This is a genomic window from Microcystis sp. LE19-41.2A (genome assembly GCF_027530405.1).
Taxonomy (GTDB): domain Bacteria; phylum Cyanobacteriota; class Cyanobacteriia; order Cyanobacteriales; family Microcystaceae; genus Microcystis; species Microcystis aeruginosa.
In genome coordinates, this window is record NZ_JAPZQJ010000648.1 from 26,316 (window position 1) to 39,033 (window position 12,718).

14 protein-coding genes and 1 pseudogene are annotated in these 12,718 nt (G+C 42.5%); 12 read left to right on the forward strand and 3 right to left on the reverse strand.

Annotation, left to right across the window (positions count from 1 at the left end; all coding sequences use genetic code 11):
- Positions 1-3 precede the first annotated feature (3 nt).
- The 7 genes from O9290_RS26750 to O9290_RS26780 all read left to right on the forward strand — a co-directional run bounded on the left by O9290_RS26750 (position 4) and on the right by O9290_RS26780 (position 2,867).
- Positions 4-705, forward strand: a complete 702-nt coding sequence (locus O9290_RS26750) for a hypothetical protein (protein ID WP_288058946.1) — start codon at positions 4-6, stop codon at positions 703-705.
- A gap of 292 nt (positions 706-997) precedes the next feature.
- Positions 998-1,234: a type II toxin-antitoxin system RelN family antitoxin gene (locus O9290_RS26755; protein WP_002754695.1), complete on the forward strand. Its 237-nt coding sequence runs from the start codon at positions 998-1,000 to the stop codon at positions 1,232-1,234.
- A complete protein-coding gene (locus tag O9290_RS26760; protein ID WP_147069478.1) occupies positions 1,227-1,577 on the forward strand; it encodes a type II toxin-antitoxin system RelE family toxin in 351 nt (116 codons plus the stop codon). The genes O9290_RS26755 and O9290_RS26760 overlap by 8 nt, the downstream gene beginning before the upstream one ends.
- A 42-nt stretch (positions 1,578-1,619) precedes the next feature.
- Entirely contained in the window at positions 1,620-1,832 is a 213-nt protein-coding gene (locus O9290_RS26765; protein ID WP_147069477.1) for a hypothetical protein, read from the forward strand.
- Positions 1,833-1,854: 22 nt separating this feature from the next.
- Positions 1,855-2,025, forward strand: a complete 171-nt coding sequence (locus tag O9290_RS26770; protein ID WP_288058948.1) for a putative type II toxin-antitoxin system PemK/MazF family toxin — start codon at positions 1,855-1,857, stop codon at positions 2,023-2,025.
- A gap of 23 nt (positions 2,026-2,048) precedes the next feature.
- Positions 2,049-2,339, forward strand: coding sequence for a nucleotidyltransferase family protein (locus O9290_RS26775; RefSeq protein WP_288058950.1), 291 nt, complete (start codon positions 2,049-2,051; stop codon positions 2,337-2,339).
- A 234-nt stretch (positions 2,340-2,573) separates the two neighbouring features.
- Entirely contained in the window at positions 2,574-2,867 is a 294-nt protein-coding gene (locus O9290_RS26780) for a nucleotidyltransferase family protein (protein ID WP_287657998.1), read from the forward strand.
- A 124-nt stretch (positions 2,868-2,991) separates the two neighbouring features.
- On the opposite strand, the gene O9290_RS26785 is transcribed toward O9290_RS26780, so the two are convergent.
- From O9290_RS26785 to polA, 3 genes are read right to left on the reverse strand one after another with little or no spacing between them, the layout of a single operon-like run.
- The gene (locus O9290_RS26785; RefSeq protein ID WP_002759990.1) at positions 2,992-3,240 is read right to left on the reverse strand and encodes a heavy-metal-associated domain-containing protein; all 249 of its coding nucleotides are present in this window, start codon (positions 3,238-3,240) and stop codon (positions 2,992-2,994) included.
- 36 nt (positions 3,241-3,276) lie between these two features.
- Positions 3,277-3,522 (reverse strand): NDH complex assembly factor CRR9, encoded by a 246-nt coding sequence (locus tag O9290_RS26790; protein WP_002746191.1) that lies wholly within the window; start codon positions 3,520-3,522, stop codon positions 3,277-3,279.
- Between the two features lie 4 nt (positions 3,523-3,526).
- Entirely contained in the window at positions 3,527-6,397 is a 2,871-nt protein-coding gene (gene polA / locus O9290_RS26795) for a DNA polymerase I (protein ID WP_288055452.1), read from the reverse strand.
- Positions 6,398-6,587: 190 nt separating this feature from the next.
- Here polA and O9290_RS26800 point away from each other — a divergent pair, with 190 nt between their 5' ends.
- The 5 genes and pseudogenes from O9290_RS26800 to O9290_RS26820 all read left to right on the forward strand — a co-directional run.
- The gene (locus O9290_RS26800) at positions 6,588-7,514 is read left to right on the forward strand and encodes a UDP-glucuronic acid decarboxylase family protein (RefSeq protein WP_002759994.1); all 927 of its coding nucleotides are present in this window, start codon (positions 6,588-6,590) and stop codon (positions 7,512-7,514) included.
- A 45-nt stretch (positions 7,515-7,559) separates the two neighbouring features.
- Positions 7,560-8,945, forward strand: a complete 1,386-nt coding sequence (locus O9290_RS26805; protein ID WP_002759997.1) for a UDP-glucose dehydrogenase family protein — start codon at positions 7,560-7,562, stop codon at positions 8,943-8,945.
- A 240-nt stretch (positions 8,946-9,185) separates the two neighbouring features.
- The gene (locus O9290_RS26810; RefSeq protein WP_002759998.1) at positions 9,186-9,869 is read left to right on the forward strand and encodes a Mo-dependent nitrogenase C-terminal domain-containing protein; all 684 of its coding nucleotides are present in this window, start codon (positions 9,186-9,188) and stop codon (positions 9,867-9,869) included.
- Between the two features lie 348 nt (positions 9,870-10,217).
- Positions 10,218-11,906 carry a SulP family inorganic anion transporter gene (locus tag O9290_RS26815; protein WP_288027528.1) on the forward strand — a complete coding sequence of 563 codons (1,689 nt, stop codon included), beginning with the start codon at positions 10,218-10,220 and terminating at the stop codon, positions 11,904-11,906.
- Positions 11,907-12,624: 718 nt separating this feature from the next.
- Positions 12,625-12,718: pseudogene (locus tag O9290_RS26820) on the forward strand (Uma2 family endonuclease); the annotation flags it as partial.

Genomic DNA, 12,718 nt, shown 5'->3' on the forward strand with positions numbered 1-12,718 from the left:
CTTATGACAAAACCAAGTTTATTAAAATTAAAAAAAGATATATGGGATGATCATGAAAAGAGAGTTTTGGAGCTTTTTAGTCGTGCTTTGAAATTACTTCAAGAAAGCACAGATTTGCCGGATAAAGAAGATGATTTAAGTCGTCAGCTTTTTATGTTAGTTCGTCAGCTAAATTGTCAGAATGATAAACAAGGGCTTTCCTGTTCTCCCATATATCAAGGTCAAAATCAGCCTGTTAGTGATGATGCAAGTCGATCTAGACGAGAAGACAAAAAACCTGATTTTCAGTGGGAAATGCGGGATTCACATGAGATAAATCCTGAGAGGATGTCTAGGTACTATACTTTAGAAGCTAAACGATTAGGTTCTCCTTCGTCAAAATTTCAAAAAGATTATGTTTTAAAAGGCATACAAAGATTTATTTTAGCTGAATGGGGTTATGGAAAATCTGTCAGTTCGGGAGCAATGATTGGTTATATTCAAAATATGGAATTAAAAGAAATTTTAAATAAAGTTAATAAGCATTGTTCACAACTAACCATTATAGATTTAACTTTATCGCCGGAAGGATGGCAAAATGATGTGAGTCGTCTTGACCATCAACTAGAACGTCCTGATGTGCCACCTAGTCCATTTAATTTAAGACATCTATGGGTAGATTTACGAAGTAAAAAAACTGATAACAATGACGATACCTCATCATAAAAATTTATTCAAATTCTCCATTAAACGCTCATGAATCTCATCACCCCAAAACCGAAATAAGGACAACCCTAGACGATTGACCCTTAAAAACACATCCTCAGCATCATAAACGGCTAATTCTCACTGATTCTGACTCATTAAAATCATCAATCTCCCTTTTAAGTCAACTCTTAGAGATTGCTAAAATAGGAGTAGAAAAAGCGATAGAAACCGATGAAAAAACGGCCACCGCTTGGATAAACCAACAACTTCAGCATTTAGATATTGAACTAACCCACTCAAGCAGAGAAACATGAAAGCACTCAAGGTTATGGCAACCATTGATGAACAAGGACAACTCACCCTAGATCATCCTTTAATCATAGACAAAAACAGCCGTGTAGAAGTTATTATTCTCATCCCAGAGGAGGAAACCCAAGATACATCTCAAGCAGAAATTTTAGCAGACTTTCGGCAAGCTTGGCATGAAGCCATGACAGGACAAACCATTCCCGTTTCTCAACTTTGGGAAGGGTTAGAAGATGACTAATCAACCGATAATTCAAGTTTTAGCCTCGGCGACATTCAAGCGAAATCTCCGCACTCTTGCTAAGAAATATCGCAGTATTCGAGATGACATTCAACCTATGATTGAACAACTTGAGCAAGGAGAATTACCTGGTGATCAAATACCTAGTATTGGTTATACTGTCTTCAAGTTGAGAGTCCGAAATAGTGATATTCAAAAAGGCAAAAGTGGGGGATACCGTTTAATTTATTACGTCAAAACTGCAACAGCAATCATTCTGTTAACTATTTACACGAAATCTGAACAAGTTGATATGGCGGTAAAGGATATTCAAAGCATTATTACAGACTATGAACAACAGTAAACAGATTATAATTGTAACAGCTATTAATTGGACTAACCACCCATGAATATTAAACAAAAACTATCTTTAGTAACACAAAATCTCTCCGATGAACAATTAGGACTATTGTTAGAGTTAGCAGTAAAATTACAAAATAAAAACCCAAATACACTTAACTTTACTGAACAAATTACCTCTCAAGCTTATCAAGAATGGATTGGTTCTGATCATGACATCTACGACGAGATTTTTGCCGATGAAATTACAAAAGGGTGATGTAGTATTGTGTCAAGTACCCATGCCATCCAGTCAATTTCAACAGTTTAAGCTTCCTGCTGCTGTTATCGTATCAGCTAATGATATTAATCAAATTTTAGATGATGTAATGGTTGTTCCTTTTACCTCTAATCGTAATCGCTCCTTTTCGATAAACCAAAAACTAGAAAGCTTGGGAGTAAACCTAATCTGATGAACACAAAAATAAATCTACCAATGGAGCAAATTAAAGGATTTTGTCAAAAGTGGCAAGTCACCGAATTGGCATTATTTGGTTCAGTTTTACGGGAAGATTTCCGTTCAGATAGCGATATTGATATTTTAATTACCTTTTCCCCAACTGCTAAACGAGGTTTAACCGAAACCCTACAAATGCGCGATGAACTGCAAGCAATTTTTGATCGAAAAGTAGATTTAATTGTGAAAGCATCACTCAAACGGAGTGATAACTGGCTAAGATGTAACAACATTTTAGAATCAGCACAGATTATATATGCCTCATTGTAAATGCTATCAGACGTATTTTGCGCTATACCGATCGAAAAATAAATTAACAGAACTTTTGAAAGCGATCGCACCTTTACTCTAAGAGTGCTTTAAAAGCAAAATCCAAACAACTCTTAGAAATTGCTAAAATAGGAGTAGAAAAAGCGATAGAAACCGATGAAAAAACGTCAACCGCTTGGATAAACCAACAACTAGAAAGCTTGGGAGTAAACCTAATCTGATCAACACAAAAATATGAAAATTCCTCAAGAAAAACTCTCACAACTTTGCCAACATTGGCATATTCATAAACTTTCCTTATTTGGTTCAGTTTTACGAGATGATTTCACCGCAGATAGTGATATTGATATGCTCGTTGAGTTTGAACTTGGTTTTACCCCCAGTTTTTTCAAACTTCATCAAATTCAAGAAGAACTATCTCAATTATTTGATGGACGTACTATTGATCTCGTTACCATCAAATCTCTTAATCATCATATTCGTGAGCGTGTTTTAGCAACAGCAGAGGTGTGTTATGTTCATGATTGACACAGCAAATAAAGCACTTAGCTTTGTAGAAGGTGTCAGTCGAGCAGTATTCGAGATGATATTCAACAATAATCACGACAATTTTTGATTTTTACCAGAGGTCTATTTTTAACGGGGGAGAATGTCAACCCTCACTGCTAGATTCAACAGTATGGCCGACTTCGCTGATCCATTGGGCAATTTCTGCGGGGGATGCGGTGGTTTCTACGGTGACGATTTTATTGGCTACATCCACCGATATTTGGGCTGCCGGTTGCTGATTATTAATCGCTTTAGTAATGGTATTAGCGCAACCTTCACAGGCAATACTAGGCACTTTTAGGGTAATTGTCATTGTTGTAACTCCAGTAACTTTATAGCTAAAAACTAGCATAAATTGTCAGGGGTAGCTGATTTTTTAAGAGTTTATTTACCATTTCAGCACTGCCGCTTCGATCCCCTGTTCCCGACGCAGTTGACTATCTTTTTCTAGCCATTGAATGACCTGTTTATGGGTTAGTTCTTCTAGGGTTACTCCCGTATCTTCGGCGATTATTTTTAGTAAGCGTAGGGAAGAAATCGTTAAACGAGTCAGGAATTTTTCGGGAGAAGTTAAGAGGGCAGCGTCCACATCTGCGGATTCTTCTGGGGTTAAAAATTGTCTGTTTTCGATCATAGTTTTATTTGGTTTCCATCCAATTGTCACCAGCTTTAATTTCTACCAAGAGAGGGATCGTCAAGGAGACAGCTTCTTCCATAGTCGTCTTGATTTTTGACTCTAGGGATGGCCATTCTTCCCTCGGTACTTCCAAGACTAATTCATCATGGACTTGCAGCAGTAATCTCGCTCGATAATTTTGCAGTACCTCGGCCAATTTTACCATCGCTACTTTAATAATATCAGCACTGGAACCCTGAATGGGCGCATTAGCGGCCGATCTTAATAATTGTGCCTCCTCGTTGTTGAGTTTGAGGCTATCTAAATCGATGTCATGTAAGGACAGTCCCCGCAGTCTTTTTAAGAGGGGATTATCGAAGTTAAAATAACGTCTTCTACCCAAAATTGTTTCCACATATCCCTGAGCGATCGCTTGTTTTTTGCTATTCTCTAAATACTCAAATACTTGGGCATAACGTTGATGATATTTTTCAATAAATTTTCTGCCCTGTTCTACGGTTAATTTCGATTCACGGGCGAATTTTTGCGCTCCCATGCCATAAATAACCCCGAAGTTAATTGTTTTTCCTAAACTGCGTTCTTCTGGGGTAATTTCCCCTTTATCAAAGAGCAATTGAGCGGTGACTTTATGAACATCTTGATTACTACGATACGCTTCTAATAAAACTGGTTCTTGGCTGAGATGAGCGAGAATTCTTAACTCGATTTGTGAGTAGTCCGCTGATACTAATAAGTAACCATCTTCGGGAATAAAAGCTTGACGAATTCGTCTGGAAAATTCACTGCGAATGGGTATATTTTGCAGGTTAGGATTGGAGGATGATAAGCGTCCGGTGCTGGTGATGGTTTGATTAAAATCTGTATGTACTCTTGCGGTTTTTGGTTCGGCTAATTTCGGTAAAGCATCCACATAGGTGGATTTTAATTTGGATAAGGTGCGATGTTCAAGGATATAATCAACTAAGGGATGATCTCCTTGTAGTTTCTCTAAAACACTTTGATCGGTAGAGTAACCTGTTTTAGTTTTTCTGGATTTTTTGCGATTGAGTGCCAATCGATCGAAGAGGATTTCACTTAACTGTTTAGGAGAGCTAAGATTAAAAGTTTCTCCGATAGATTCATAGGCTTTTTTTTCTATGTCTGCTAAGTCTCTTTCTAGTTGCTGGGACAAGTTTTTTAGATAATTGACATTAATTTTTATACCATAATTTTCCATCTGCCACAGCACCATGACGAGGGGAGATTCTACTTCTGAGAATAATTGATATAAAGAGGGAATTTTAGTTAATTCTGCCTGTAATTTTTCTCGAAGTAAATAGGTAGCGTAGGCATCTAATCCACAGTAGTTGGCAGTGGTGGAGATATCTAAATCAGCGATGGTTTTTCCCCCAGGAATACCGAGACTTTTATAACTAAGGGAAGTGATACCGTCCAAATAGCGATCGCATAAATCTTCGAGATTATGAGTTAGTTCGGGATGGAGGACATAACTAGCCACCATAGTATCAAAAACTAGACCTTTAACGGTAATTCCTTGATGATAAAAAACATCAATATCAAATTTCGCATTCTGGAAGACTTTCGGATAATCATCACCCGCTAAAATTGGGCGTAATTTTTCGAGGACTATCTCTAGATTTAAATTATCACCGCTCTGGTGGCCGATAGGAATATAGGCCATAGCATTTAATTCTTTTCCCCAACAGCAACCGATCCCGACCAATTTGGCTACACGAGGATTTAAATCCGTGGTTTCGGTATCCCAAGCGACAGGAAAATGTGGATTAGTAAAAGTTGTTAATTTTGCCAGTAAAGCATCTAACTTAGGAATAGTATCAATAATGTCGGGAGCAATTAGAACCGGTGGAGAAATAGGGGGTAAATCAAACAGAGACAATTGATTAGAATCAGCATCGCTAGTTAATTCTAGGGTAGGAGTACCACCTAGATGCTGTTGAATTTGATCGAGTTTCTGGAGAATTTTCTTTAATTCTAATCTTTCCAATAAAGCTTTAACTAAACGCCGATCAAAACCTCGGAGGCGAAATTTCTCCTCTTCGAGGCTAACGGGGGCATCAAGGGCAATTTTGGCCAAATAGCGAGAACTTTCGGCGGCGGGTTTTCCCTCTAATAATTTAGTTTTTACCATTCCCTTGATCGATTCCATATTGGTATATATATCCTCTAAGTTATCGTATTTTTTTAATAAATCTATCGCTGTTTTTTCGCCAATTCCGCGCACCCCGGGGATATTATCAGACTTATCACCGCAAAGAGCTTTAAAATCTACTACCTGTTTTGGTGTCACCCCTAACTTTTCCGTGACAGCTTGGGAATTAAATTCTGTATAACCCTGTCCCGATGTACTTTTGACCGCATTAATATCCAGATAGAGAACCGTGGTTTTTTTCTCCTCATCTACCAATTGGAATAAATCTCGATCGCCTGTTAAAATCTTGACTGTATAACCATTATCGCCGGCCTGTTTTGCCAAAGTTCCTAAAACATCATCTGCTTCATAACCCGGAGAAGTCACAATAGGAATATTCATCGCTGCCAAGAGACTTTGGAGATTAGTTAAATCGGGGCGAAATTCTTCGGGAGTCTCTTGCCGATTCGCCTTATAATTGACATCAGCTTCATGGCGAAAAGAAGGAGCGGCTAAATCAAAAGCGACCGCTAAATAAGTGGGTTTTTGAGTTTCTAGTAACTGCATCAGAGAGTTTAAAAACCCAAAACAAACACTGGTGGGAATGCCGCTAGAAGTACGCAGAGGACCAGAACGAGACTTAGCAAAGGCATAATAGGCACGAAAAGCCAAAGAATGCCCATCAATCAGGATAAATAGCTTATTTTGCTCGCCACTGTTCATAATCTAGCCTCAAATTTGCGTGTTATTTCCATTTTAAGGATTACCGAGCCATTATTCAGCCCTTAGCCTTGAATCGGCGATCGCTGATCACTGATCACTGATACTCAACACCCCGTCAAAAAAAATATTTGCCAAAAAACCAGCGTAAGGGTATTTTAAGAATAATTTTATATGTTTACTTTGCGATTACATGAGAATCCTAGTTACGGGTGGTGCAGGTTTTATCGGTTCCCATCTAATCGATCGCTTGATGGAACAGGGTCATGAAGTGATCTGTCTGGATAACTTCTACACAGGGACGCGCAGAAATATCGTTAAATGGCTAGGAAATCCTTATTTTGAGCTAATTCGTCACGATATCACCGAGCCGATCCGTCTAGAAGTCGATCAGATTTATCACCTGGCCTGTCCCGCTTCCCCAATTCACTATCAATATAACCCCGTAAAAACGATTAAAACCAATGTTTTAGGGACTATGTATATGCTAGGCCTAGCTAAAAGGGTAAAAGCGCGATTTTTGCTCGCTTCTACCTCAGAAGTCTATGGCGATCCCGATGTGCATCCGCAAACGGAAGAATATCGAGGTAATGTCAACTGCATCGGACCGCGTTCCTGTTATGACGAGGGTAAACGGGTAGCGGAAACCCTGGCTTTTGAGTATTATCGGGAGCATAAAGTCGATATCCGGGTGGCCCGGATTTTCAACACCTACGGCCCGCGAATGCTGGAAAACGATGGTCGAGTGGTGAGTAATTTCGTCGTACAAGCTTTGCGCGGTCAACCCCTAACGGTTTATGGTCAAGGTTCCCAAACCCGCAGTTTTTGCTATGTTTCTGACTTGGTGGAAGGGTTAATGCGTTTGATGAATGGGGATTTTATCGGGCCGGTTAATCTCGGCAATCCCGACGAATACACAATTCTGGAATTAGCACAAGTGATCCAAGGCATGATTAATCCCGAGGCCGAATTGGTCTATCAACCACTGCCGGAAGATGATCCCAAGCAACGACAACCGGATATCACTCGTGCTAAAACTTATCTGGATTGGAGTCCAACTATTCCTCTAAGTCAGGGTTTAAAAATGACGATCGAGGATTTCCGTTCTCGTCTAAGCTAATCCCTAATCAATAAATTTAACCTAATTGTCACTGGAGTGATTATCATGCGTGTTTGTGTTATCGGAACGGGTTATGTGGGTTTAGTCACTGGGGTTTGCCTAGCACATATCGGCCATCATGTTATCTGTATTGACAACAATGAAGAAAAAGTCAAATTGATGAAATCGGGACAATCCCCCATCTATGAACCGGGGTTATCGGAATTAATGCAGTCTTCGGCAGCCTCCGGCAATCTGGAATTCTCCGCGGATCTAGAAGCGGGAGTTAAACACGGCGAAATCCTCTTTATCGCTGTTGGTACACCAGCACTACCCACTGGAGAAAGTGACACCCGTTATGTGGAAGCGGTGGCCCGGGGTATTGGGGCCCATCTCAACGGTGGTTATAAAGTAATCGTCAATAAATCTACCGTTCCCATCGGTTCCGGGGATTGGGTACGGATGATCGTCCTCGATGGAGTGGCCGAGAGACAAAAAAATCTCGTGGCCGCTGGTGGCGGTATTAGTACACTAGAACGCATTGAAGCGGAATTCGATGTGGTCAGTAATCCCGAATTTTTACGGGAAGGTTCAGCGGTTTATGATACTTTTAACCCCGATCGCATTGTTTTAGGCAGTAATAACCCGAAAGCCATCGAAATGATGAAGGAATTGTACGCGCCTTTGGTTAAACGCCAATTCGCTGAGGATACCTCCTTGCCTCCCGTTCCCGTAGTCGTTACGGATCTCAGTTCGGCGGAAATGATTAAATACGCCGCTAATGCCTTCCTAGCCACCAAAATTAGCTTTATTAACGAAGTAGCTAACATCTGCGATCGCGTGGGAGCCGATGTCACCCAAGTGGCTAAAGGTATCGGTTTAGATTCCCGTATCGGCAGCAAATTCCTCTCGGCCGGGATCGGTTGGGGGGGTTCCTGTTTCCCCAAAGATGTGTCAGCTTTGGTGCATACCGCAGAAGACTACGGTTACGAAACGGAATTACTCAACGCCGCTATCAATGTTAACAAACGTCAACGGACAATCGCGATCGAAAAACTGCAACAGGAATTAAAAATCCTCAAGGGTAAAACCGTCGGTTTGTTGGGATTAACTTTTAAACCCGATACCGATGATATGCGCGATGCTCCGGCTTTAACCATGATTGAACAGTTAAATCGTTTAGGTGCTAAGGTAAAAGCCTATGATCCGATCGTTTCCCAAAGTGGTTTAAGTCACGGTCTAAGCGGTGTGATTATCGAATCGGATCCGGAAAGATTGGCTGATGGTTGTGACGCTTTGGTGGTGGTGACGGAATGGCAAGAATTCCTCCGTCTTGACTACGGCAAAATGGCTAAAACCATGCGCGAACCCGTGTTGATTGATGGTCGCAATTTCCTCGATCCTGCTGTGGTGACAGCAGCCGGTTTCCGTTACCTCGGGATTGGACGTTAATCCCAGAAATCCGCCTTTTCAGCAGGACTAACGCGGGTGGGGAAGGAGCAAAAAGCACCAACCCTTACCCCTGCTCCTAGGGGCGAAAATTGCCCGATTATGCCAGATGAAAAACGAAAACTTCCTAGCTGACCATAAGGATAGTTGCAATGGTTACATGATGTGAACGGGGGCCACTAGAATCCGGGGGCGATGGGTAGAATTAAATTGAGAAACTAGAAATCAGTTTTAGCAATACCTATGGTTAGCTCTGTTCAATACCGCTACACTAACGAACAAGTTAGGGACTGGTTACGGGGATTACTGACAATTGCCTGGTGTGATGGGGATTATAGCACCAGCGAACAGGAATCGATCGCCCGTTTCGCTCACGAATTAGAATTAGATGACGACCACGTTCTCTATCAATCGATTAGTCCCGAAGAATTGGCCGCAAGTTTCGGTCATGACCCCAAAATATCAGAAAACTTCCTCCGCACGGCGGTCATGGTAGCGATCGCCGATGGCATTTATTCCCCCGCAGAAGCGGCATTACTGCATAGTTATCGGGATGCTTTCGGGTTAGAAATCGAGGCCCTGTCAGCTTTAGAACATACTATCTGTGAAATTCCCGAAATTACCACAGAAGCGAATAAATCCGAGTTTATCAGTGCCGAACATCCCCACCCAGATCTGCTTCATCCCCTCAAAGATTGGTTAGATGGGGTAGAAATGCACGATCCGCGCTTGGCCCGGTTTATCTGCAAAATGGTTCCGCCTCAATGTCCTTTTGAACGCGATATCGTGCTGTTTGGTCATAAATTAGTCCATATTCCGCCCCTGTGCAAGTTAAATCCTCTCTACGAGCAATTAGTCGGTTTACGCTTCCGCGCCCTATCATACTTAGCCGATGATTGTCAAGAGGATATTTCCGAGTATATTTAGCCAATTTAATTAAAATTGCGGCTAACATGGTATAAATATCCTGCTGACAGAAAATATCTCAACCTAAGGGCTTTTCCTAGCCAGGGCTGGCTGAATAAATCTAAAAACCTTGTTGGATAAGGCTTTTAGACTTTTTTCCCCTCAAAAAGTGCTGACCATTGGAGTGATCGGGGGTAAAATTCAGGGACTTTTTCCCCGAAAATTAGGTAACTGACTACCTCAAAATCGGTAAAACCCTACACCCCACACCCCACACCCCACACCCTGCCCCCACCAACAAACTTTTTCAGCAGACCCTAGCTAATTCTTCCGTTAAAATTAGGTTAAGTCGCCGTTGACAGAGAAAATATGAGTAAAAACTCCCGACGAGTCGATTTTCCTGATTTACCCGGGCTAAAAAACCTGCGCTCCTATCAATGGCAGTGGCTGGGCAAAGATATCCTCGCCGGTGTCACCGTGGCAGCCTACGCTATTCCCCAGTGTATGGCTTACGGCGACCTGGCCGGGGTCGATCCCGTGGTGGGATTGTGGACTCTCGTGCCAGCCGCCCTAGTTTACGCCCTTTTCGGCTCCTCATCGCAACTATCCCTCGGACCGGAATCGACCACGGCAGTGATGACGGCGGCAGCGATCGCACCGATGGTGAGCCTTCAAGGAGAAAATTACGGCAGTTTAGCGGCTTTTTTAGCCCTAATGGTCGGTTTAATCTGTTTAGTTGGTTATATCGCCCGCTTAGGATTTTTAGCTAATTTACTCTCCAAACCGATCCTAATCGGTTATATGGCGGGAGTGGCGGTGATCATGATTGCGGGACAACTGGGTAAAATTAGTGGTTTGTCAATCGGTGAAAATACGGTTTTTAAAGAAATTTTCGCTTTTTTCTGGGGAATAAACCAATGGCACTGGCCAACCCTTAGCCTCGCTCTACTGCTGCTACTATTTCTATTTGTCATCCAAAAATATTTTCCCAAAGCACCGGGACCCTTGCTGGCGGTTTTACTGGGAACCCTCGCCGTCGCCACCCTCCATCTCGATCAAGAGGGGGTGGCAGTAGTGGGGAAAATTAGCAATACTTTGCCTAATTTTGGCTTACCAACCCTAGATTTTTCCCAATTACTACCCCTAGGAACCGCGGCCGTCGGCATTGCCCTGGTCGGCTATTCCGATAACGTCTTGACCGCCAGAGCCTTCGCCAGACACCATAACCAAGAAATCGATGCCAATCAAGAATTTTTAGCCCTAGGACTGGGGAATCTGGCAGCGGGTTTTTGTCAGGGATTTCCCATCAGCAGCAGCGCCAGTCGCACCGCGGTGGGCGATTCCGTGGGCAGTAAAAGTCAGCTTTACTCCCTGGTGGTGGCAGTGGTGGTGGTGGCGGTCATTTTCTTGCTCGGTCCGCTACTGGTACTCTTTCCCAAGGCCGCCTTGGGTGCGCTGGTGATTTATGCGGCCTGTAAACTGGTGGATATTGCCGGCGCTAAACGACTAAAAAGCTTTCGCAATAGTGAGTTTAATCTCGCTGTCCTGACCATGGTGGGGGTGCTAACCACGGGGATTTTAAGCGGGGTTGCCATTGCCATCGGTCTCTCGGTTATCGATTTATTGGCCCGCATTACCCGGCCCGATGATGCGGTCTTGGGTACGGTTCCGGGGGTGATGGGTTTACACGCGCTCCAGGATTGGCCAGAAGCGCAAACAATACCGGGGTTAGTTATCTATCGTTACGATGCCCCCTTATTTTTTGCTAATGCGGCCGACTTTAAACGTCGCGCCCTCAGCGCCATTGCCCGGGAGACAAAACCGGTAGAATGGTTTGTCTTGAATACAGAGGCACTCGGGGAGTTGGATAGTACAGCCGTGGAGATTATCGAGGAATTAGCAAGGGAATTATCAAGACAGGGTATAGTTTTCGCCCTAGCGAGGGTTAAACACGATCTGTACTTAGAATTGCAACGCTCTCGCTTGTTAGATAAAATTAGCCAAGAGAGAATTTACTATACTTTGCCGGCGGCGATCGAAGCTTTTAAAAATCGTTAACTGATAGTTAGGGGTCGAGAAGGTCATCGCCGACCTCCCCTCCCATAAAGAACCTACCCGTGCATAGTTTTCGGACTTTATTGAAATTAGGTGATAGAGTTGTCTAAGTTGGGCTTCCGTCGGTTGCATTTAGTCATTGTCGGCTTAATTTTAGATTATTGTTCATTTTTAGCATCATTAACTGAAAGTCACTTCCCTAACCTATTTAGGGTTTGCGGCAAAAAGTTTTTCGTGGGGGTAGGGGGGTGTGGGGTTTTACCCATTTTCAAGTGGTCAATTACCTAAGTTTCAGGGAAAAAGTGCCTAATTCTCCCCCCCGATCCCTCCAAAGGCCGCCACTTTTTGATTTTAAAAAAGTAGAATGTAGGGTGCGTTAGACGGCGACAATCTTTGCTTAAACTTGAATCTAACAATCCGTCGTAACGCACCTATCTATCTATCATTAATTTATTTGGTGCGTTACGCTATCGAATGGCGCACCCTACTAAGCTAAACGGCTTTTACTTCGGATCACCGATATAGACTCCAAAAGGGTTATAGCTATTGGATCATGCAGGTTAAGCGCCGTTTAGCTTACTACTAAATCTGGTTATTAAAAACTGATTATTTATTCACCCTTTTGCCTTTTGCCTGTCCTTATAAGTAGCCTATACTCAACGGATTTAGTATGACTCATAGCTGTTATAATTAGATCAATGTCCCAGCCAGGGGAAAAACTATGACAACTCTCGACATTTTACCAGAAGTCACCTGTCCCCCCACGGATTTATGGAGTGATGAACCACCCTTGGAAAGTGATTTACACCTGCAAC